Source organism: Amycolatopsis plumensis (assembly GCF_042652605.1).
GTDB classification, from domain to species: domain Bacteria; phylum Actinomycetota; class Actinomycetes; order Mycobacteriales; family Pseudonocardiaceae; genus Amycolatopsis; species Amycolatopsis plumensis.
The window spans coordinates 4,800,613-4,821,863 of sequence record NZ_JBHSJY010000001.1; the positions used below are offsets into that span (position 1 = coordinate 4,800,613).

At 69.8% G+C, this 21,251-nt stretch carries 22 protein-coding genes; 11 read left to right on the forward strand and 11 right to left on the reverse strand.

Annotated features, from left to right (window positions below):
• The first annotated feature begins 167 nt into the window (after window positions 1–167).
• The 3 genes from ACFPLC_RS23235 to ACFPLC_RS23245 all read left to right on the forward strand — a co-directional run bounded on the left by ACFPLC_RS23235 (window position 168) and on the right by ACFPLC_RS23245 (window position 2,131).
• The gene (locus tag ACFPLC_RS23235) at window positions 168–1,079 is read left to right on the forward strand and encodes a SpoIIE family protein phosphatase (protein WP_378235911.1); all 912 of its coding nucleotides are present in this window, start codon (window positions 168–170) and stop codon (window positions 1,077–1,079) included.
• Complete coding sequence (locus ACFPLC_RS23240; protein WP_378201140.1) at window positions 1,076–1,375, forward strand: STAS domain-containing protein; 300 nt, start codon at window positions 1,076–1,078, stop codon at window positions 1,373–1,375. The genes ACFPLC_RS23235 and ACFPLC_RS23240 overlap by 4 nt, the downstream gene beginning before the upstream one ends.
• 78 nt (window positions 1,376–1,453) lie before the next feature.
• Window positions 1,454–2,131 carry an ANTAR domain-containing protein gene (locus ACFPLC_RS23245; RefSeq protein ID WP_378201137.1) on the forward strand — a complete coding sequence of 226 codons (678 nt, stop codon included), beginning with the start codon at window positions 1,454–1,456 and terminating at the stop codon, window positions 2,129–2,131.
• An 8-nt stretch (window positions 2,132–2,139) separates the two neighbouring features.
• Here ACFPLC_RS23245 and ACFPLC_RS23250 read toward each other — a convergent pair whose 3' ends face one another.
• From ACFPLC_RS23250 to ACFPLC_RS23265, 4 genes are all read right to left on the reverse strand, one after another.
• Complete coding sequence (locus ACFPLC_RS23250; RefSeq protein WP_378235912.1) at window positions 2,140–2,295, reverse strand: hypothetical protein; 156 nt, start codon at window positions 2,293–2,295, stop codon at window positions 2,140–2,142.
• Between the two features lie 126 nt (window positions 2,296–2,421).
• Window positions 2,422–3,099, reverse strand: coding sequence for a fasciclin domain-containing protein (locus ACFPLC_RS23255; protein ID WP_378201134.1), 678 nt, complete (start codon window positions 3,097–3,099; stop codon window positions 2,422–2,424).
• A 138-nt stretch (window positions 3,100–3,237) separates the two neighbouring features.
• A complete protein-coding gene (locus tag ACFPLC_RS23260) occupies window positions 3,238–3,927 on the reverse strand; it encodes an anti-sigma factor (RefSeq protein ID WP_378201131.1) in 690 nt (229 codons plus the stop codon).
• A complete protein-coding gene (locus ACFPLC_RS23265; protein ID WP_378201128.1) occupies window positions 3,924–4,091 on the reverse strand; it encodes a sigma-70 family RNA polymerase sigma factor in 168 nt (55 codons plus the stop codon). The genes ACFPLC_RS23260 and ACFPLC_RS23265 overlap by 4 nt, the downstream gene beginning before the upstream one ends.
• Window positions 4,092–4,640: 549 nt before the next feature.
• Between ACFPLC_RS23265 and ACFPLC_RS23270 the strand changes: the two genes are divergently transcribed.
• The gene (locus ACFPLC_RS23270) at window positions 4,641–5,015 is read left to right on the forward strand and encodes an ATP-binding protein (RefSeq protein ID WP_378235913.1); all 375 of its coding nucleotides are present in this window, start codon (window positions 4,641–4,643) and stop codon (window positions 5,013–5,015) included.
• A gap of 15 nt (window positions 5,016–5,030) precedes the next feature.
• Here the strand turns inward: ACFPLC_RS23270 and ACFPLC_RS23275 are convergent, their stop codons facing one another.
• The 3 genes from ACFPLC_RS23275 to ACFPLC_RS23285 form a co-directional block, all read right to left on the reverse strand.
• Window positions 5,031–6,611: a molybdopterin-dependent oxidoreductase gene (locus ACFPLC_RS23275; protein WP_378201122.1), complete on the reverse strand. Its 1,581-nt coding sequence runs from the start codon at window positions 6,609–6,611 to the stop codon at window positions 5,031–5,033.
• Window positions 6,612–6,796: 185 nt separating this feature from the next.
• Window positions 6,797–7,249, reverse strand: coding sequence for a DUF4383 domain-containing protein (locus ACFPLC_RS23280; RefSeq protein ID WP_378201121.1), 453 nt, complete (start codon window positions 7,247–7,249; stop codon window positions 6,797–6,799).
• A gap of 94 nt (window positions 7,250–7,343) precedes the next feature.
• Window positions 7,344–8,342, reverse strand: a complete 999-nt coding sequence (locus ACFPLC_RS23285) for a ferritin-like domain-containing protein (RefSeq protein WP_378201118.1) — start codon at window positions 8,340–8,342, stop codon at window positions 7,344–7,346.
• Window positions 8,343–8,960: 618 nt separating this feature from the next.
• On the opposite strand from ACFPLC_RS23285, the gene ACFPLC_RS23290 reads away from it, so the two are divergent.
• The 3 genes from ACFPLC_RS23290 (at window position 8,961) to ACFPLC_RS23300 (ending at window position 12,474) form a co-directional block, all read left to right on the forward strand.
• A complete protein-coding gene (locus ACFPLC_RS23290; RefSeq protein WP_378235914.1) occupies window positions 8,961–9,560 on the forward strand; it encodes a hypothetical protein in 600 nt (199 codons plus the stop codon).
• Between the two features lie 59 nt (window positions 9,561–9,619).
• Window positions 9,620–11,305: a hypothetical protein gene (locus ACFPLC_RS23295; RefSeq protein WP_378235915.1), complete on the forward strand. Its 1,686-nt coding sequence runs from the start codon at window positions 9,620–9,622 to the stop codon at window positions 11,303–11,305.
• Window positions 11,306–11,460: 155 nt separating this feature from the next.
• The gene (locus ACFPLC_RS23300; protein ID WP_378201109.1) at window positions 11,461–12,474 is read left to right on the forward strand and encodes an L-threonylcarbamoyladenylate synthase; all 1,014 of its coding nucleotides are present in this window, start codon (window positions 11,461–11,463) and stop codon (window positions 12,472–12,474) included.
• Here the strand turns inward: ACFPLC_RS23300 and ACFPLC_RS23305 are convergent.
• Both ACFPLC_RS23305 and ACFPLC_RS23310 read right to left on the reverse strand, forming a co-directional pair.
• The gene (locus ACFPLC_RS23305; protein ID WP_378201106.1) at window positions 12,461–13,093 is read right to left on the reverse strand and encodes a carbonic anhydrase; all 633 of its coding nucleotides are present in this window, start codon (window positions 13,091–13,093) and stop codon (window positions 12,461–12,463) included. The genes ACFPLC_RS23300 and ACFPLC_RS23305 overlap by 14 nt on opposite strands.
• Entirely contained in the window at window positions 13,062–13,451 is a 390-nt protein-coding gene (locus tag ACFPLC_RS23310) for a hypothetical protein (protein ID WP_378201103.1), read from the reverse strand. Before ACFPLC_RS23310 ends, ACFPLC_RS23305 begins: the two co-directional genes overlap by 32 nt.
• 382 nt (window positions 13,452–13,833) lie before the next feature.
• On the opposite strand from ACFPLC_RS23310, the gene ACFPLC_RS23315 reads away from it, so the two are divergent.
• The 3 genes from ACFPLC_RS23315 (at window position 13,834) to ACFPLC_RS23325 (ending at window position 17,949) form a co-directional block, all read left to right on the forward strand.
• The gene (locus tag ACFPLC_RS23315) at window positions 13,834–14,223 is read left to right on the forward strand and encodes a hypothetical protein (protein ID WP_378235916.1); all 390 of its coding nucleotides are present in this window, start codon (window positions 13,834–13,836) and stop codon (window positions 14,221–14,223) included.
• 329 nt (window positions 14,224–14,552) lie between these two features.
• Complete coding sequence (locus ACFPLC_RS23320; protein ID WP_378236278.1) at window positions 14,553–17,072, forward strand: M48 family metallopeptidase; 2,520 nt, start codon at window positions 14,553–14,555, stop codon at window positions 17,070–17,072.
• 397 nt (window positions 17,073–17,469) lie between these two features.
• Window positions 17,470–17,949 carry an ATP-binding protein gene (locus ACFPLC_RS23325; protein WP_378236279.1) on the forward strand — a complete coding sequence of 160 codons (480 nt, stop codon included), beginning with the start codon at window positions 17,470–17,472 and terminating at the stop codon, window positions 17,947–17,949.
• Between the two features lie 36 nt (window positions 17,950–17,985).
• Here the strand turns inward: ACFPLC_RS23325 and ACFPLC_RS23330 are convergent, their stop codons facing one another.
• Window positions 17,986–19,197 (reverse strand): PP2C family protein-serine/threonine phosphatase, encoded by a 1,212-nt coding sequence (locus ACFPLC_RS23330; protein ID WP_378201092.1) that lies wholly within the window; start codon window positions 19,195–19,197, stop codon window positions 17,986–17,988.
• A gap of 279 nt (window positions 19,198–19,476) precedes the next feature.
• Between ACFPLC_RS23330 and ACFPLC_RS23335 the strand changes: the two genes are divergently transcribed.
• Window positions 19,477–20,769, forward strand: a complete 1,293-nt coding sequence (locus ACFPLC_RS23335; RefSeq protein WP_378235917.1) for a PP2C family protein-serine/threonine phosphatase — start codon at window positions 19,477–19,479, stop codon at window positions 20,767–20,769.
• A 26-nt stretch (window positions 20,770–20,795) separates the two neighbouring features.
• On the opposite strand, the gene ACFPLC_RS23340 is transcribed toward ACFPLC_RS23335, so the two are convergent.
• The gene (locus tag ACFPLC_RS23340; protein WP_378201086.1) at window positions 20,796–21,206 is read right to left on the reverse strand and encodes an STAS domain-containing protein; all 411 of its coding nucleotides are present in this window, start codon (window positions 21,204–21,206) and stop codon (window positions 20,796–20,798) included.
• Between the last annotated feature and the right edge of the window lie 45 nt (window positions 21,207–21,251).

Sequence of the window (21,251 nt, forward strand, 5' to 3'; positions counted from 1 at the left end):
CGGGAAACCGCGCTGGCGCTGCAGCACGCCATCCTGGGCCCGCAGCAGCTGCCGGGTGGTTTCGCCGTGCGGTACCAGCGGCCACGCGGCCCCTCCAGGTGGGCGGCGACTGGTACGACTTGGTCGACCTCGACGGCGGACGCATCGCCCTGGTCGTCGGCGACTGCGTGGGGCACGGCTTGGCCGCGGCCACGGTCATGGGACAGCTGCGCAGCGCCTGCCGCGCCCTGCTGCTCGAGCACCCCACGCCGGCCGCGGCCTTGGCCGCCCTGGACCGGTTCGCCGCGAGGCTGCCCGGGGCCACCTGCACCACCGCCTTTTGCGCGGTACTCACCCCGGAAACCGGCGAGCTGGCTTACTCCAGCGCGGGCCACCCGCCGCCGGTCCTGGTCCACGCCGATCGCACCACCCAGCTGCTGGAGGACGGCCACTCCATCCCCCTCGGGGTGCGCACCGGACTGGACCGGCCGGAAGCGCGAGTCGTCATCCCGCCCCGCGGCACCCTGCTGCTCTACACCGACGGCCTCGTGGAACGCCGGCGCGACCCGCTCGACGAAGGCATCACCCGCGTCGCCGAGCTCCTCGAAAACAGCGCCTCCGCGACGCCGGACGAACTGGCCGACAAGCTCATGACCAGCCTGGCGCCCGCGGCGGGCTACGAAGACGACGTCGCTGTACTCCTCTACCGCCAGCCCGGCCCGTTGGAGATCGGGTTCCCGGCCGACGCCGGGCAGCTGGCTCCGACCCGCCGGGCCCTGCGCGGCTGGCTCGACCGATGCGGCCTGGGCGCCGAACAGGTCCAGAACGTCCTGGTCGCCACCGGCGAAGCCGTGGCCAACGCCATCGAACACGGCCACCGGGACACCCCCGGAGGTCCCATCCGGCTGAACGCGATCGCCCTCGCCGACCGGGTGCACGTGACCGTCAACGACACCGGCACGTGGAAGCCACCGCAGGCCGCCGCGACCTTCCGGCGCGGCCGCGGCATGATGCTGATGCGGGAACTGGTGACCGAGGTCGACGTGCACCAGACCACTGATGGCACCACCGTCCACCTGCACGCGAGGATAACCGCATGACGACACCGCTCGCGCTGGAGACATCCCGCCGCGACGACGGCCACCGCGTGCTGACCGCGACCGGCGAAATCGACCTCAGCAACATCGCCGACTTCAGCCGCGCCCTCGATGACGCCACAGCCGACGGCCCGCTCATCGTCGACCTGAGTGCGGTGGGATACCTCGACAGCGGCGCGATCAACGCCCTCTTCGCCCACGCCGACCAGGTGAGCCTCATCATCAACCCGGTGCTCAAACCCGTGCTCACCATCAGCGGCCTCACTTCACTGGTGCACGTCGAACAGTCACCCGATTGAGTCCGTTCCGCAGCGGGTATTCCGCCCCGGTCCCACGGGAACGAGGGTGAGAAGGGGGACGACATGCCGTCAGGGGCTTTGCTGGACACGATCGGGGCGCGTCCTGCCTTCCAGGCGGCGCGTGCGCCCTATCTCGTTCTGGACACCGACTTGCGTATTCACGCGGCGAACGCGGCCTATACCGCGGCGACCTTCACCACCGAGGCCGACCTCGCCGGGGCGTACATCTTCGACGCGTTTCCCGACAACCCGGCCGACCCGGACGCCGACGGAACGACGAACCTGTCGGCCTCGCTCGAGCAGGTGCTGCGCAGCGGCCGCCGTCATCACATGGGCATTCAGCGCTATGACGTGCCCGACGCCGACCACCGCGGCCGCTTCGTCAAGAAGATCTGGTCGCCGCTGAACGTGCCGCTGACCGACGCCGACGGCCACCTCGTCGGAGTGCTTCACCACGTCGAAGACATCACCGATCTCGACGCCCTCCTCGCCGCCGACGACAGCACCGCCCTCGACGCGGCCGCGGCCGACCCCACCGGTGAGGCCGTACTGGCCGAAAACCGCAACCTGCGAGCGGCTCTGCGCACCCGCGGAGTCATCGAGCAAGCCAAAGGCATCCTGATTGCACAACGAGGCTGTACGCCAGACGAGGCGTTCATGCTGCTCGTCGGCCTGTCACAGGACACGAACACCAAGCTCCACATCGTGGCGCAGACCCTCATCGACGACACACTCCGCCGCGCCGGCAACCGGTGACTGCGCCGTCAACCGAGAGGTAGTCGGTGGCCGCACGACCGCGCGGGCCGGCCGCCGGCAACCGCCCGGGAGTGATCCGGCGGTGACGGCGGCCGGCGGAACGCCGCCGCTTTCGGCGTCCCCCAACGGCGGCTCTCCTGCAGCCCGCCGCCGGTCGGAGCCACCCGCGTCCCGCTTGGGGACGTTCGGTGGATGTAGCACGGCCGCCGCAACTCCTTCGTGGGCTGGAGTCGCGGCGGCCGCACGTCCGGGCCTCCCGCGGAGGAAGGGTGTGTGCCCGGCGGTCGGTGCTACTTGTTGGTGCCGGGGGTGAGGACCTTATCGATGACGAAGACGGTGGCGTTCTTCGTGGGGATGTTGCCGCACAGGATCTTCGCGCCGTTGATCGTCATGTTCTCGCCCGAGCCCTCAATCTTCACCGGGCCGCCGGCGGTGTTGAGCGTCTCGACCGAGCCGGCCGCGGCAAGACCCTTGGCGTCGTAGCGCTTGCCGACGACGTGGTACTGCAGGATCGGCGCCAGCTCGGCGGGCTTGCCGGCCAGCTCGTTGAACTTGGCGTCACCCAGGGCGGCAAACGCCGGGTCGGCCGGGGCGAACACGGTGATGGCCTGCTGGCTGTTGAGGGTGTCGACCAGGTTGGTGGCCTTGACCGCGGCGACGAGCTTGGTCAGCAGCGGGTTGGTCGACGCGGCGGAGGCGACCGGCTGCGGGCCCATCGAGTCCAGCGAACCGGGCGCGGAGCCCTGCGGCAGCTGCGAACAGGCCGGACCGAAGACGTCCGCGTTGGTGGTCACGCCGTCGGGGGACCCGGTCGAGCCGGCGCTGGTCATCGGGGCGGACATCGACGACGACGGCGCCATCGAGCTGCTGCTGGCGTTGCTCGACGAGCCGGAGTCGTTGCCGCACGCGGTCAGGGTCAGCGCGGCGGCCGCGGTGATGCCGACGCCGGCGACACGAAGCTTGTTCACAAAAATCACTCCATCGAGAGCGGCTTGCACATTCCGAGGCGGAAGTGTCTGTCACCGGTCATTCGGTTCTGACGAGGACGCGGATTGGTGATACACCCCATTGGGTGATACCGGTGGTGCGACGTTTGCCCCGTCAGGTCAGGTAAACGGAGGTGACCGCCGGGCTTGTGGGTTCACGGGAACCACCAACCGGTTCGACAGTGATGGCCACATACTTGGTACCGACAGGGATATCGGCGACCATGGGACCCGGAGGGACGGATTCGCAGCATCGCCGACCATCCACAATTGATACACATGCTGTGGATCGAGAACAGGCAGAGAGCCGGCGAGGAATACGGCCCGCCGCTGACTGCGGGAGACGATGACGGTGGCCGCGGTGGTTCGTCCGTCGCCGGCTGGTGCGGTCACTGTTTTTGCGTCCGGCGCGGTCAGCACGGATTCCACGCTGTGGTCCTGTTGCGCGCTCGGAAACTGCCGATCCGACGAGATGGCTTGCACGCCCAGCACCACGCTGACGACCGCGGCGGCCGCCGCGACGAGCCACGCGATCCACTGTCCCCGCCCGCGGCCGGCTTTCCGACCGGCGATGTGCGGCGGCCGCTGCCGGGTGTGCGTGACCCCGGCCAGTACTGCAGAGCGCAACCGCGGCGAGGGCTCAACCCGCACGGCGATGCCCAGGTGAGCCGCAGTGGCCTGAAGTTCCCCGACTTCCAGACGGCACGCGTCGCATTCGCCGAGGTGCCGTTCGAATCCGATACGTTCCAGGTCCGACAGTGCGTTCACCGCGTACGCCCCGGTGAGGGTGTGCAGATCGGCGGTCGTCATTCCACCCCCAGGCAGTCTCGCAGCCGGATCCAGCCGTCGCGGATCCGGGTTTTCCCGGTGCTCGGGGCCACCTTCAACACGGCGGCGACCTCCGTATAGGTGTAGCCGTTGAAGCAGGCCAGAAAGGCGGACTCGCATTGCAGGTCGGGAAAAGCCCCCAGCATTGCTGCACACGGTGACGGTCGAGCCTGGTGAACGTGGATTCGGAGACGTCGTCGAACGGTCGGCGCGCAATCATCCGGCCGGCTCGGTCTTCCCGGTCGGCTCGGGCTTGCTCGGGGCGAACCCGGTCCACCGCGCGGCGGTGGGCGATGGTCAGGAACCATGTGGTCGCGGTGCCTCGAGCAGCGGCGAACTGCGAGGCTTTTGTCCTCGCGGGGCCGGTCTTGGGGCTCGCGACCCGGGTACTGCGCAACCGGCCCAGCAGGCCTTCCGGGCGGTTTACCGTCGCGGGCGTGCCGCCCGGGTGTAGCCGCAGCAGTCCACGCTCACCCACGCCTCGACCTCCTCCGCGCACGCAATTACTCCTTCAGAGCCAGTTCGTAACCCCTGGCTGAGCGGACTGGTCCACAGCGTCGTTGTCCGGCGTATCCCTCGATCGGACGCCCATCCGTTCCCCCGAAGGTGACGAACATGAATCAGGTGGAGTGGAAGGAAGCGACGGCGTGACGTTCAACGACAATCGTGGAAACGGGCCGATGGCAGGATCAACGGTGGATGTGACGATCAATTTGACCGGCCGCCCGGATCTGCGGCAGGTCCGGGCGGCGATGACCGAGGCGTTGCTGCCGGGCGCTGAGCCTGACGACCGGTTCGGTGCGGTGTTGCTGGTGGTCGACGAGCTCGTCGGCAACGCCTATCGTCATGCGAGGTCACCGAAGTGGCTGCGGGCCGGCCGGACGTCGGAGAACGTGCTGGTCGAGGTGAACGACGGTGACGCGGTGGCGGGCGCGGTGCGGGTCGTCGCCTTGCGGTACGGGCTGCGGCTGGTGGGCCAGTTGTCGCTGGATTGGGGTGTCCGCACCGACAGCCGCGGCAAGGTGGTGTGGGCGCTGGTGCCGGTGAAGGTCTTCCCAGCTGAACTGTAGGCCGGCGGGTATATGTCAGTTGGCGGTGATGGTGGCGCTGTGCCAGCCGGTGGCGCCGTCGGGAACGGTGCCGGCGCGGTCGGCGGTCTGGGTGTAGCCGGATCGGTCGGTGGCCCGGCACTCGATCTGGTGCACGCCTTTGCCGAGTTCGAATTCGATCCACCACATGCGCCAGGTGTTGACGTTGACTTCGTGGGAGAGGGTGGCTTCTTGCCACGGTCCTTGGTCGGCGCGGACTTCGACTTTGGCGATTCCGGTGTGCTGGGCCCACGCCGTCCCGGCCACCCGTACGGTGCCTGCGGGGATGGTCGCGAATCCTTTCGGGGTGTCGATGCGCGACTCGGTCTTGATCGGCGCTTCCTGGCTCCAGCCGCGCTTGAGCCAGTACGCCTGCTTGGCCGCCCAGGTGGTGACCTCCAGATCGATGACCCACTTGGTCGCCGAGACGTAGCCGAACAGGCCGGGGGTGACCAGCCGGGCGGGGAATCCGTGTTCCAGCGGCAGGGGTTCGCCGTTCATGCCGATCGCCAGCATCGCGCCGCGGCCACGGTCCATGACTGCGGCCACCGGGGTGCCGGAGGTCCAGCCGTCGACGCTGGTGGAGAACAACTGCTCCGCGTCGGCCTGCACGCCGGCTTCTTCGAGCAGGTCCGCCAGGTCGATCCCGATGAAGTTCGACGTGGACACGTAGTCTCCACCGACCTCATTGGACACACACGTCATGGTGATCGTGCGTTCCACCAGAGGCCGATTGCGGATGTCGCTGTAGCGGTATCGGCGTTCGTGGCCGACCATGCCGTGGATGCGCAGACTCCAGTCCTCGGTGCGCACCTGCGGTACCGACAACGCGGTGTCGACCCGGTAGAAGCGGGAGTTAGGGGTCAGGAACGTCGGCGTGCCGAGTTTGGCGAAGTCGGCATCGGCCGGGATCGCCGGGGCGGTCCGCGCCGGCACGAGCTTCCCGACCGCCTCCCGGGAAGCGGTCGCGTTACGGGTGCCGCTGAGCAGCTGCCCACCAGTGCCGAGCACACCCGCGCCGACGGCGACACCGGCACCACCGATCAGGAAGGCCCGCCGCGGAGTGCCCGTCTTGGCACCGGTGTCGGGGTCGCGGCGCACCCGTGACGCGAGGCGGTGCAGCAGCACGAACACCGCGACGCCGACGACGAGGCTGGCCAGCGGGGCCAGCAACGCCACCGCGGTCAAATCCGGACGTGCGTAGACGGCAACGAGCCCGACCACGCCGAACAACGTGATCACGACGACCCCGGGCCACCGGGATCGCAGTGACAACAGGGCGGCGACTGCGGCGGCCAGGACCATCACCACGGCCATGCCCGAGAGCAGCACTAGCTTGTCGTAGACGCCGAAGGTACGGACCGCGAAGTCCTTCAACTCGACCGGGGTCAGGTCGATCGCGCCGTTGCCCACCGCCAGATACGGGGAAGCGTTGATGTTGACGAAACCGGCGACCAGGTGTCCGGCAGCCAGAGCGGCAGCCAATGCGAGCACTCCGGCTGCGGCCGCGGACATCGCGCGCAGCCGTGGCCGCTGCGGTGGCGATGTCGCGGGCGAGGAAATTTCAGTGGCAGCCATATCCGGAATTCGAATCCGGGGCCTGTCCGTCTTGGTCTTGGGAAGCGTGTCACACGAAAACCACCCGGCAGGGTGGCGATGGACGTCCTCGTGACTCCCGGAGGAGACGGCGCTCGTCGATAGGAGGACTGCGGCTTGGCGTCAGCTCGCGGTACGTGCGGACGCCAAGCCGCCGGGATATTCGTTCAGCGCCGAACCTGCGGGGCCGGCAGGCGGCCGCTGATCAGGCCGAGGGCGATCATCCCGACGCCGAGGCCGAAGTGCAGCCAGTTGTCGGCGGTGTTGACCGGGACGAAGTTGGCCGCGCTCATCTGGTCAATGACCAGCCCGTAGATCCAGAGCACGAGATACACGATGCCGCCGCCGATGAGGAAGCCGCGGGCACCGCGGTGGGTGCGGGCGAGCGCGAAACCGGCCACGCCGAACAGCAGGTGGACGATGTTGTGCAGAACCGACACCATGAACAGCCCGAGCAGCATCGCCATCGAGTCGTGTCCGGCGAAGCTGAGCTGGTCGTAGTGGGTGGTCAAGCCGGGGATGAAGCCGAGGATTCCGACCAGGAGGAAAACCGCGGCCACCGCGATGGCGACGATTTGTGCTGCGGAGCGGTTCGTCCGGGTCGCTGAGGATGCCGACATGTTCTTGCCCTGCCTTTCGCGGGCTGTTCGTGGGGGATCTGGGTGGGGCAGCCGGGCCGCGCCAGGTGCAGCCCCGGCGCGGCCCGGCGCCCGATCAGCCGTTGCCGGCGCTGGTGTTGACGTCGCCGTTGACGCCCTGGGGGAAGAAGCCGCCGGAGGTCGCTGCCTTCGGGGTCAGGTAGACGATGTTGAGAACCTGGCCGGGGCTACGGCTGTAGGCGATGCCGTTGGCGTCGGTGGGGACGATGTTGGCGTTGCCGCGGTTGTCGATGACGCCCTGATCGTCGTCGGCGGGTCCGTCGAGGCTGTCGCGGGCGTTGGACAGCTTGACGCTGGCTTCGCGCAGGTCGCGGCCGAGCAGGCCGAGGCCGAGGATGCCGCCGCGGCGCTCGTAGAGTTGCGAGCGGATGTTGCCGGCGTGGTAGGCCTCCACCGCGAGGATCCCGGCGGCGGCTTCGAGGTAGGCCTTGTTGGAAATCAGCGGAGCGGCGCCCTTGTAAGCGGTGACACCGACATCTTCGAACAGGAACGCCGCGAGCAGGAAGTTCTCTTCGCAAGCGAAGGCGTCGAAGCTGTGCCCGGGCTTGACCAGACCAGCGGCCTGGGCGGCGGCGGTGAAACTGGACTGCAGGTCGATCGCCGGGCGCGCGACCGCGGCCGAGCCGAGGGCCGAGCGCAGGAACTGGACGTGGTCCTTTTCGTCGGCGGCGATCTCCCGGGCGTACTGGCGAACCGTCTTGCTTTCGAAGCGGACCGCACGGCCCCCGGTGACGCCGCCACGGAGGCCGGTGCCGGTGGTCATGGAGTCGGCCAGCCCGCGGCCGGTGACCGCGTGCAGGTAGAACTCGGCTTCCAGGTACTCGAGGTTGAGGGCGAAGTTGAGGACCGCCCCGTCGCTGACCTCGGCGGCGGCTGCTGCAGCCGCGGGCCGGGCGGTGGCCGCGGCGGCCGGACCGGCGGTGAGACCACCGAGGGCACTGGCGCCGACGACGCCGAGGCCGGTCATGCCGGCGGCTTTGAGGAAACGCCGGCGATCCTGATCGTTCTCCGCGCTCCGGGTGATCATCGAAGCGGCATAGCGCTTGCCAAACACGGACGAACTCCTCCCCGCCCGCGCGCGTACGGCGGGCGTCACCCACCACCGAGAGTCCCGGCGCTGGGACGGATCCTTCCTGGACACCTCCCGTTCGAGGCCGGTCGGGCAACGGATGGGTGGATGCTCCGCCCAACTGGCCGACGTTGTCCCGGGGTACGAACAAAACCTCCGCGTTTACCCGCTACTGAGCGATAACAAACCCGCTTCGGGAAAAGAAAAAAATTCGAATTACACCCAATCCGGTGAGGTCTTCGGCCCCGAAACACGACTGACGGTGAAGTTCACACCCGAAAGGGGGTGAGATGGATGAATACTTCCCAGACGGACACCGCGCCGGCGCAGCATCCGGTTGTGCTTCGGGTGCTGGTCGTGGCCGGTGCGTTGTTCGGGTTCACGGTGCTGGCGCTGCTCGCGTCGCACACTGCGGACGCCTCCGAGGAGCCGCCGCCGGATCGGCCGGGGTTGCTGACGGGCGCGGGCCCGGCTGTACACGATCCGCTCAAGCCAGGCACGGAGCGCGTCAACGGTGTGCTCAAGCCGGTGGAGGCGGTGTTGACGCCGGTTTCCGAGCCGGTTCATGCGTTGTCGGCGGAGGCGGCACGGGTGGTGCAGCCGGTGAAGGATGTACTCGAGCCGGCGGTCGCTCCGCTGACGCGTCCGGTGCTGCGGACGGCGGAGCCGGTGTTGTCGGCTTTGCGGCCGGTCACGGAGCCGGTTTTGTCCGTGCTGGAGCCGGTGACGGATCCGGTGCGGAGGGCCGCGGCTCCGGTGACCGACCCGCTGGCGCGTGCGGTCGGAGCCGATCGGATGCGGGCGGTGGTCGGAGATCCGGCCGGCCTGCGCCCGCGCGAGGACATCACGGCCGCGGCCGTGGTCCAAACGCCCGATCGAGCCGTTCCGGTGGCCGACCACGGGCAGCCGCAGGTAGCCGACGGTGCATCGGTCGGCATCTTGCACGTCGACGGGCATCAAGCGGCGCAGGCCGTCAGCACTGGCGACCCTATGCGCGGGTCCGGCAATGGCGGTACGCCGGCGGGCCCGTCCGGGCTGGCCGGTTCGACGTCGGCGAGCCCGGGCGATGCGCACGGCGGTGAACTGGTCGTGACACCGACCGGAGCACGCGGAATCGGACCCGACCGGGCTTGGCGGGCACCGCCAGGCGGCCGCACGTCGCTGTACTGGCTGGTCTTCTACGGCAACGACCATCCGAGCTGACGGACCCTTTCCACCCCTCAACTCCACATTGGACAGAAGGTCTAAGGAAAGGGAAGTTCATGCACAAGTACGTGCGACGCGGCCTGACCGCCGCGTTCATCTCCGGTGGGTTCGTCCTGCTGGGATCAGCGGTGGCCAGTGCGGACACCGGCGACTCGGGCCCGCTGGGCGGGCTCGGCACCACGCTGCACTCCGTGGTCTCCGGCGCCTCTGCCGGCGGCGCCGGCGGGGACTCCGGTTCCGGCGGGAACGCGCACAGCGGCAACACCGCGGTGAGCGGGGACTCCGGCAACTCGGGCGACTCCGGCTCGACCGGGCACAACAGCGCCTACGGCGTCTGCGTGCTCGCCAAGTGCAGCACTTCGGTGTCCTCGGGCAATTCCGGGAACACGGGCGCGACCGGTTCGACCGGGAACGCCTCGAATACCAGCACCACCACCGGCGGCAGCTCCGGGAACGCCGGTCACGGCGGCTCCGGGGCCACCGCGGCCACGGGCAAGAACAACGCAGGCGGGAACTCCTCGCGAAGCGGGATCCTCGGCTCCGTGCTCGGGACTGCCAAGGGCGGCAACGGTGGCGATTCCGGTGACGCCGGGAACGCCACCAGTGGCAATTCGGCAGTCTCGGGGAACTCCGGCAACTCGGGGAACTCGGGCTCGACCGGCGGTAACAGCGCCTACGGCCTGTGCGTGCTGGCCCAGTGCGACACGACGGTGACCTCGGGAAATTCCGGGAACACCGGCGCCACCGGCTCGACCGGTGACGCGACCAACACCAGCACCACCACCGGCGGGAACTCCGGCAGTGCGGGCCACGGCGGCGACGCCACCACGGCCGCGTCCGGCGACAACTCCGCCACGAACACCGGTGGCGACAGCTGGGGCCGGCACCACCAGGGTGGCGGCATTACAGGTGTTGTGGGCTGGGTCATCGGGACCGCGAAGGGCGGCAACGGGGGCGACTCCGGCGACGCCGGAAACGCCACCAGCGGCAACAACGCGGTGACCGGTCACTCCGGCAACTCGGGCGACTCCGGCTCCACGGGCGGCAACACCGCGATCGTGTGGACCATCGGCGGCGAGCGCGACGGCCGCGGCCACGACGACTGCGGCTGGAACCACCACGAAAACGGCACCACGTCGGCCACCACGGTGACCTCGGGCCACTCCGGGGACACCGGTGAAACCGGGATGACCGGTGACGCGACCAACACCAGCACCACCACCGGCGGGAACTCCGGCTGGGCAGGCCACGGCGGCGACGCCGCCGTCGTCTCCACCGGCCAGAACACCGCCACGAACACCGGTGGCCACAGCTGGGGCCGGCACCACCAGGGCGGTAACTCCGGTGTCCTGGGCACGGTTCTCGGCACCGCGAAGGGCGGCAACGGTGGCGACTCCGGCGACGCCGGAAACGCCACCAGCCACAACAACGCGGTGACCGGCGCGTCCGGTGACTCGGGCAACTCGGGCTCGACCGGCGGCAACACCGCCGTCACCTCGACCCGCGGGCACGAGCAGCAGGGCCGCCACCACGGCGGCTGGCAGCACGAGAACGCCACGACGTCGCACACCGCGGTGACCTCGGGCAACTCGGGTGACACCGGCGCCACCGGGGCCACCGGCGACGCCGGCAACGACAGCACCACCACCGGCGGGAACTCCGGCTGGGGCGGCAACGGCGGCAACGCCGACGTGACCGCGTCGAGCTGGAACACCGTCGCGCACACCCCGCACACCGTCTGACGGTCTGCGGCTCGATCGAGGAGCGGGGGCACCGGATTCCGGTGCCCCCGCTTTGCCGTGCACCGGGAAGCCGCCGGTCAGCCGGCAGGTTCTACGCTGCTGTAGGACGAGAGTGCGAGGTCACTCGGCGCGCCACCGGAACGGTCAGGAAGGGTATGAGGGTGACACCAAAGGCCAGCGATATCGGTAGGGCGGTCGGCGTGCTGCGCGCCGGGGGACTGGTCGCCGTTCCGACGGAGACGGTGTACGGGCTGGGGGCCAACGCCGAGGACCCCGTTGCCGTGGCGCGCGTGTTCCAGGTCAAGGGCCGCCCGCCGACGCACCCGCTGATCATCCACCTCGCCGACGCCACGCAGCTGGGTGACTGGGTTGCCGACGTGCCCGAGGCGGCGCTGGCGCTGGCCGGGCACTTCTGGCCCGGGCCGCTCACGCTCGTCCTGCGCCGCGGTTCCAGGGTGCCGCTGGAAGCGACCGGCGGGCTGGAGACGGTGGCGGTGCGGGTGCCCGCCCACCCTGTCGCGCTCGAGCTGCTGTCGGCCTTCGGCGGCGGTGTCGCGGCGCCGTCGGCCAACCGCTTCGGCTCGGTCAGCCCCACCACAGCGGACCACGTCCGCGCCGAACTCGGCGACGCCGTCGACTTCGTACTCGACGGCGGCCCCTGCAACGTGGGCGTCGAGTCGACCATCGTCGACGCCACCGGCGACACCCCGAACATCCTGCGGCCCGGCGGGGTGACACCGGAGGAACTGGAAGCAGTGCTCGGCCGCCCGGTTTCGGCCGTATCGACGAGCCGCATCCGGGTCCCCGGCCAGCATCCGTCGCACTACGCGCCCCGCGCGCGGGTCGTCCTCGTCGAGCCGGAGGAGATCGCCGCCGAAGCGCAGGCCGCGCAGGAACGGGGGCACCAGGTGGGTGTCTTCCTCCCACCCTCCTGCGCTGACGTTCCGGTGAAGGCGCACGCCGCGGTGGCGATACCGGAGTCGATGGCCGACTACGCGCGCGGGCTGTACGGGTTCCTCCGGGAGCTGGACGAGCTGGGATGCGACCTCATCGTCGCGTCCGTACCGGTCGAGGAAGGACTGGGCCTGGCGATCGCCAACCGGCTTCGCCGCGCGGCAGGGCCACGCGAAACGCATCGACCAGCGCCGGAGACCGTCAGGATGCGGTGACTTCGAGGCCGCGGGCCGCCACCACGTCCGCGCGGCCGTCGGCCAGCCGGTAGCACAGGCCCACGACCGCGGCCTGGCCCGCGTCGACCCGGTCGGCGAGCACCCGGGAGCGCTCCAGCAGCAGGTCAACCGTGCGCCGGACGTGCTCGGCGAGGATCTCGTCCGGTTCTGCCCGCCCGGCGGCCCGGGCCGCCAGCACGCTGGGCGTCACGCGCTCGACGACGTCCCGGATGTACCCGCCGGGCGTCACCCCGTCCTCCAGCGCGGCCGACGCGGCGCCGACCGCGCCACAGGAGTCATGGCCGAGGACCACCACCAACGGGCAGTCCAGCACCGCCACGCCGTACTCGATGCTGCCCAGCACCTCCGAGCCGGCCACGTGCCCCGCCGTGCGGACGACGAACAGGTCACCCAGACCGCGATCAAAAATGATCTCGGCGGCCAGCCGGGAGTCAGAACATCCGAACAGCACCGCGAACGGGCGCTGGCCGGGCGTCACCTCGGCGCGGCGTGCCGCGTCCTGGTTCGGGTGCTCCGGGGCGCCGGCGACGAAGCGGCGGTTGCCGGCGAGCAGCAACTCGAACGCTTCAGCAGGGGGCAACGATTCGATCTTGGGCATGGCCGAAGCCTAGGCCAAGACCGGTGCAGCGGCCGATCCCCGCGGTGGTGTGCCGGTGGATCACCGGCCCTGGCTGAATGGGAAAGCGGTAGCCCCGCACCGGGAACGGCTCAGAGCGGGAGGCCCGGACCAGCACGATCAGCCACACGGTGCCCGCGATGGCGATGAGCGCCTGGCCGACGAAGGCGGGCAGGAGGCGCCCGGTCAGCAGGAAGTGCTCCGGGTGCTGCGGGAGAACAGCACCGCCGAGGACCGCGGTCCACAGGCCGTGACCGAACAGGGCGAGCAGCCCGCGCAGCAGTTCGGTGCTGACCAGGTTCGTGAGGGACAGTCCGAGTTCGGCGACGGCGGCGGTCAACGCGTATCCGGCGGGCTCGGTGACGGGGCAGCAACGCCAGCGCGCCGAGCTTGACCGCCTCCTCGATCGACTCTGGTCGAAACCCCGGGTCATCGCCATTGTCGACGGACGCCGTCCGGCTACGCGGTTATCCCGCCGACAGGCCGCATCACCTGTTGGAGGCTGTCACGGCCGAATCCGGCGATTGCTGTAACTGCGGGCGTGCGGACGACGACTGACAGCCCGTGCTGATTCAGTTGAGTGGACACATGGATCGGGTGACCGGATGACCGAGATGACCCACCCGGAGGACGTGGGCTCGGGCGGGGCGGCTTCGGGCCGCCTCGTGGTCGGCTTCGCGGATCTCGCGCGGGAAGTCGTCGCCGAGGTGGCGCCCGACCAGTTGCCTTACCTTGCGCTGGTCACGGCCGAGTGGGCGGCGGGAAAGGACTCTCGCAAGCCTGCCGGCGCCTGGACCGGCGGCGAGGTCGGCCTGGGCGGAACCGATCCCTCGGTGCTCAGCGACATCATCTACCCGTTGCTGACCGGAACCGCTGCGCAGGTACTAGGCGCGGCGGGGTTCGCCGGTCTGCAGCGCCGCCGATGGTGGCGCCGCCGCTCGAGAACGACGAAGCCGGCGCAACTGGCCTTGGACGTCGACCGGATCGACGAGGTCCGGGGTGTGTGCCTCGTCCATGGGCAGACGTTGGGCCTGAATGAGGCTGAGGCGGCGTTGCTGGCCGATGCTGTGGAGGCTGCGCTGCGCCGAGCCGCGAAGGGCGAACGCCGTTGATTGCCGGTGTACCCGTGGCTCTGGATGAGCCCGCGTTCTTGCGTCCGGTGCCCGCGCCACCACGCCTTTGGTGGGTGTACGTGCTGGTCATGCTCGCTCTGGCGGTCACCGGCGCGGGCGCCGCGGAAGCCCTGTTCGTGACCCACGACTTCGGCGATTACACCGCGGCGCAGGCTTGCCTGGCTCGCAACGGCATCTCCGTCTCCGACGTGCAGCCGACCGCTTCGATCGGTCCGCTCTACACCGCCTGCACCCACGACTACGACGAGCGACTGGGCTTCACCAGCCTCGCCGGGGCCGTCGCGCTTCCGGTGACGGCGTGGCTGCTGATGATCATCGGCAGCCTGGGCACGCGTCGGCGGCTGCGCAAGCGTCGGCTTGGCGGGGTACCGCCGTCTGACCTCGACCGGCTCACCCGGCGCTTCACGATGTTGTGCGACAGCCAGGGACTGCCCGAGCGCCGACGGCCAAGACTGGTTCTCGCTCCGCCCGCAACGGGCGTGAGGGATGCATTCACCACGGGCCTTCCGGGCGCGCGGCCGTGGGTTGTCGTGCCGCAGGCCTACGCTTATACCGACCGGGCCGCGTTCGACGCCGTCGCGCTGCACGAACTGGGGCACGTCCGTGCCCGGGATGTCCGGTGGGCGTCGGCTGTCTGGTGGGCCGGCTGGTTGACACTGCCGGCTTTGGTCCTGGCGCTGGTGCCGATCCTGAACGCGCCCGCGACGATGTGGACCTTCTACGGCGGATCGCTGGTCGTCGCCGCGGTCACCGCCGTGTCTCTGCTGGTGGTCCGCGCGGCCCTGTTACGCCGGCGTGAGCTGGCTGCCGACCGGCACGCGGCCGATGCGACCGGAGACCCGGACGCCATGGCCGTCGTCCTCGACTCCGCAAGCAGCCGGATTTCGTGGATTCACCGAGTTTTCGCCACGCACCCGTCGGCGTCGGACCGGCTCGCCCCAGATGGCCGCGACGGGAACTGGGACGGCGGTTTTGTCTACACGGCTGTCGCCGGGATCGTGGCGATGTTGACTTACCACGGGGTTCACGCCGTGCTCGGGAACCTCCTCGGGTCCCTCGACGCCGGTTCCCGGCTGGCGGCCGATGTGGCGATGGCCGTGGCGGCGGTGCTCTGGACCTCGGTCGTGCTCCCGGCGTGGACGCGCCGGGCAGCGCTGACGAAGCCTGGATGGCCGTCTTCCTGGGCGGGTGCGGTGTTCGGGCTGGTCGCCGGATTCTGCCTGCAGGCGCCGGGTGCGTCCGCGGCGCTCACCGCGTTCTTCGCCCCGGAACGGCCGCTGCTGGTCCTCGCCCTGTCCGTGACTGCGTTCGCGATCAGTGTGCTGACGTCAGCGACGGCGACTGGTCTCTCCGTGCCGGCGGACAGCCTGCTGCGTCGGCGGGTGAGCTGGGTCGGCGCCGTGCTCACGGTCGTGGTGGCACTGACCGCCGCCGTCAGCGGGACGGTGTCCTCGGTGACGACCTACCTGCTGTTCCGCGACCCGGCGCTCGTGCGCGGTCATGTCCTGGGACTCGGCAGCGATCGGGCGTGGCAGTACGCCCCGGTCCTGATTCTGTCCGGGCTCGTCTTCGTCGGCGCGCGGCCGCGGTGGCGCCGGCCCCGGCCGGTCGTTGTGGCGGTGGCCGGGGTAAGCGCGGTGGCCGGAGGCGCGGCCGCGGCTTTGTCCGGGCTCCTGCGCCTGCAAGCCGGCCAGAGCAACGATGTCCGGTATGTGCTGGCTTACCAGCGATGGTGGATCTGTGCGTTTGCCGGCTTGGTTGCGGTGGTCGCCGTCGTTGTCGCGACCCGGCGTCGGGGCGCAATCCTGGCCGGTGTGCCGACGGCTGCGGTGAGCGGGCTGCTCGTCACCGCCGTGGCCGGGGCCATTCAGTACACGGCTGTCCGGATCGCCGGCTACGCCAGGGAATCATCGGTGTTTCAGCAGTCGGTGCAAGTGCCCGGCTGGTTGCTGCTGGTCACGCTGATCGCCACGCTTCCGGTGACGTCACTGCTCGTCCTGATTCGGGCACGTTCTGACTTGCGGCGCGGAGCGACGTCATGGGCTTTGGGCGCCGGTTCTGCCACTTCGCTGCTCGCAGTGGTCCTGGTCGGCGGGCAGCTCTCGGCGGTGACCGTTGCGGAGCAGGACTACGCAGCCGGGCAAGCGGTTGTCGCGCCGCCTGCGCCGACGCCGACGCCGACGCCGGCGCCGGTCTCCCCGGTGGCGGTGGTGGACCATGGTCGCCCGCTGGACGAATCGGCCGCCACTGCGGCACTCGGCCGCCTGCCCGCCGTTCTCCCACCCGATGCGAAACCCGAGGACAACGAACCTTCGACCTCGGGAACGGTGACTCCTCCGGCCTGCGACGCAGCGGACAAGAAGTTCGCCGCAATGGAGAAGGCGATGCCGCGGACCGCCGATGTCGAGCGCAGCTTCGCCTTCGCCGCCGACGGCACCGTCGGCGGAGGACACGTGTCGGCCTCGGTCACCTCCTATACCGGCGTCGAGGACTTGTTCGTCCCCATGGACGAAGCCACGCGCGCGTGCGCCCAGTTCCGTATGCAGCAGAAGATCTATGACGGCGGATATCTCGACGGTGTTCTCACTTCGGGACCGGTATCCGCGTTGCCCTACCCGGCTCGTACGCGCAACCGGTCGTTCACCGGTCGATTCCACGGGAAACCCGCGGTGGTGGTCAGCCGGGAATTCAGCGTCCGCATTGGACATAATCTCGTCGACGTCGAGGTGTTCTTCGGATACATCCAGACACCGCCGCCGCAGGCCGTCCTGGAACGGACCGACCGGATCCTGACCGACGTGGTGACCGAACTCGCCGGAGCACTGTAAGCGCGTCGACCAGCGAGCCCGTCGGCGGCAGCTGAGCGGCTGTGCGGGTCGGCGATTCCTAGAAGGGCGTGGTCCAGGGCCCGACGGGGTTGAGAGCCGGACCGGGTGGGTAGGTCATCAATACTCGGGACGGGGTCTCGGGAAGAAGCGGCGGCGGCACGCGCTTCTCACATTGTCGGTGCTCCTTGGAGACGTGACACCGCGGCGAATCCATGCAAGATGTGCTCATCAGCGATTAGTCGCCGTGTCCGGAGACCGCGTCGCAGAGGGCAGGCGGTGAAGGACACGGGTGAGAGCCGACAAGCTTGGGTAGTTGGTGGATGAGGCTCGCGACTACGGGGGCGCGAGCAGCTGAGGGAAGGAGTAGATCGTGCGACGACATGCTCCCGAACCGCGAATGAAAAGGAGCGACGCCACCAGTGCCGACCGGGTCTCTGCCGGTTTCAGCACGCCGATCGATCCATCGGTCCGGTCGCGCTTCGAAGAACTCGTTCCGGCATCACTGCGCGAGGCGGCCGTGCTGCGCCGGAAGCTGGGAGACTGGCTGGGGGAGCTGCCGCTGGATGCCGGCAGCAGCTATGACATCTTGCTCGCCACGTACGAGGCGTTGGCCAATGTCGCGGCGCACGCGTATCCCGATCGGGATGGGTGGGTCCGGCTGTACGCCGATTGGGCCGGTGACACGGTCACGACCACCGTCACGGACACAGGCTGCGGGATTGCCGCGGAGGGGCACCGGCCTCCGACCTCAGGCGGCCGCGGCCTACGCCTGATCGACGAGGTCACCGACCGGATGACGGTCGACACCGGCGAGCACGGCACGCAGGTGACGATGATCTGGCGTCCGGCCGCGCTGCGGCAGCACTCCGCGTCCTGATCTTCGGCCGCTACCGCTGCCGGACGGCAGCGAATTTCACTGCGACGTGCCGGGCACTGTCATCGATGCAGTGGTGCCGGCGTCCGGCAGCGGTGTCGGCCCGAACCAGTCCAGGCACACCACCATCGCGTCGTCCTCGGCCTGTCCGCCGTGGCGGCGTGTGCTCAATTCCCGAAGCATCGCACCGGGCACGTGCGCGGCGGGCAGGTCCGCGGTGGCCGTCACGGCTTCGCTCAGCTCGCGGTCGCCATAGCGGTCCCCGTGCGGGCCGGCAGCGTTGTAGACGCCGTCGCTGACGAAGACGAACCGGTCTCCGTCGAGGGCCTGGAGCTGGTGGACGGCGTACACGGTGTCTTCGAACGCGCCCAGCGGCAACTGCTCCTCGAACAGGACGCGTTCGGCTTTGCCGTCGCGCAGCCGCCACAGCCGCGGAGAACCTGCGTCGACAACGTCGACCTGACCGGTGCCGAGGTCGAATTGCAGCAGCAATGCCGCGACGTGCTGGCTGCCGCGGTAGTGGGAATAGAGGGCCTGGTCGGCGAGTTCGGCTTGGGCGTCGAGCTGGACTCCGGCGCGGCGGGCGTTGCGCAGGGCGTTGACCGCGAGATTGGTCAGCAGCGCGGCTTCGCTGCCGTCGCCCATGCCGTTGATCAGGGTGACGGCAAGGCTGTGTGCGGAGGCCGACCAGTCGAAGCAGTCGCCGTAGATGGCGTAGGCGGGTTCCAGCTGGCCGCCGAGGGCGAACTCGGCGCGGGTGCAGGCCCGGCCGGGCAGCAGCTGCCACTGCATCTCCGCGGCCAGCGTCAGCCGCGAAGACCGCCGGGCCTGGGTGTAGAGGTCGGTGTCCCGGTCGGCGACGAGCAGCTCGTGGGCCACCGCCTCGGCGATCCGCTCAAGTTCCGCCCAGACGGGTGGCTCGGGTTCAGTCGGCAGGGTGACGGCCAGGATGCCGAGGCGGTCGCCGCGGACGCTGACCGGCAGGTACCCGGTCACGCCCGAACCGTTGTGCTCGAAGGTGGCGGCCTGGGCAACGAACGCGTCGCCGGGCGTGGTGCTCTGTACCGGGATGGGTTCGTTCGTGTACGGCAGGGTGCTGACCTGGCACAGCTCGGTCAGGGCGTAGTCGGCCATGAGCAGCTCGACCGCCTCGGCGCCGAAGTGCTCGGACAGCGCCGAGCGCAGTGCAGCGGGGAGGTCGTGGGGCGGAACGTCGCGCAACCGGCGTTCGACCGCCAGAGATCTGTCCACGACTTGCCTCCTGCTCACGGGACCGTGGGCGGAGAGGCTCACGATCAGTCTGTCGAGTGTGCGCCGCTCCGGCGTTGCCGGTCTACGGCGGGTCGCGTGAGCTGTGCTGCGGGTTCAGCATAGGGATACCACTGTGGAGTCGGCGGATCGATCCTGCGGGCAGCCCGCCCGGGCCGGGTAGTGGGCGGCGGCGTCGGAGCACCGGCCGCCATGGAATGGGACGCCGACGGGTCCGCGTGTAGCCGCGGACTTGTCCTCGGTAGTCTCAACCATTGTCATATGACAAACAAGCCACAGGCGTACGGCGGAGCGCCGTGCTCGCCCTCACTCGGACCGGATCACCTGATGCACCCTGAACTCGCCCGGCTCCGTCGAGAGCTGCGCGCCGCCTGCGGCGAAGCGGGTCTGCCGGCCGGTGAGCGTGCTCGCCTGGTCCTCGCGGCGACCCTGCTCGCCGAACCAGCTATCGAGACCGGTCAGGAGATGTCCCTCGAGACCGCCATGGCGGATCGTCGGCTGGCCGTCACCTTCCGGCTCCCCGAGCCGGTCGAGCAGGTCCGGCGCAACACCCTTCCGCTACTGCCCGGCGCCGGAGACGGTGCCACTCTCTCCTGGCACCTGACCGCGGGACTCAGTCCTCAACCGGCGCCTCTGGAAGACGATGCGGCGACCCGTGAGGAGATGCTCGCGTTGATCGCCCGCGCCGACGCCCTCGCTCAGGAGCAGCGGGAGCTCAAGCACGAACTCGCCGAAACCAACAGCGGCGTACTGGCGATGTACGTCGAACTCGAGGAGCGGGACGAGCAGCTCCGCCGCGCGCACACGGTGATCTTCCGTGAACTGGAGGACGCGCTACGCCCGCGGCCGCCGGCGGTGCCGAGCTGGGAGCTGGCTGTCCAGTACTCGCCGACCGGTACCGGCTCCCCGACCGGAGGTGACCTCTACGACTGGTTCGTCCTGCCTGACGGGCACCTGCACGTGACCGTGGTCGACGCGGTCGGCCACGGCGTCACTTCCACCCGGCACGCCCTCACCGTCACCCACGCCATCCGGACCCTCGCGCTCGAAGGCCACCCGTTCGCCGGCCTCATCGCCCGCACCGCCACTACCCTCGCCACGATCGAGCCGGACCTGATGGCCACCGTGCTCCTGGCTCGCCTCGACCCCGCATCCGGGAAAATGGTTCTCGCCAACGGAAGTCGCCCGCCGCCGGTGCTGGTCACCGCGGCCGGCGACGCCCGGCTGCTGCGCGCCCCGGTCGTCGGCCGTGGCGTCGGCTTCCCCGATCCCGGCAGTCCCGAGCTGATCCAGCACACGCTCGGCCAGGGGGATGCCGTGCTGCTCTACACCGACGGTCTCATCGAAAGCCGCCGCGACCTCGAAGAAGGCCAGATCCGGCTCCTGGGTCACGCCCGTGCGCTTGCCGGCCACCCGATCGACACGCTACCGGCGGAGCTGGTGACCCGCATGCACGACGTCGTCCTGGACGCTGATGACACCGTCGTGCTCGCCATTCGCCGAACCACCACGAACGCTCTGGACGTCAACCGGGGTCGGCCACCACACCGCTGAACTCCGTGAAGAGCGAAACGGCGCGATTACCGCTGGCTGTCGCCGATTTCCGGGTGGCGGGGACCCGGAAACTCCGGCGCGCCGAGGTGTTCGACGGCGGCGTCCACGGTGGGATGGATGTCGAACAGGTCGTCGACCCGGGTGAGCGCCAGCGGCCTCAGCACACTGCGCTGGGTCGCCACCAGAGTGACTTCGATGCCCGCCTCCCCGGCGGCTCCGTGCAGCCAGGCCAGTGCGGAGAGACCGGCCGAGGCGAAGAACGCCACGCGGCTCAGGTCGACCACCAGCGCCCGAGGGCCGCGGGCGAGAGCCGCCGCCATGGCCGCACGCAGCATGGTCCGCACGACGTGGTCCACGTCGCCGTCCGCTTCGAGGACCGCGATGTCGCCGATCGATCGCACGGCGACCGCCAGTGTCGGCGGGGTTGGGGGTTCCATGAGCTGTGCTCCGAGTGAAGACCGGTTCGATCGACCGGGAACGAC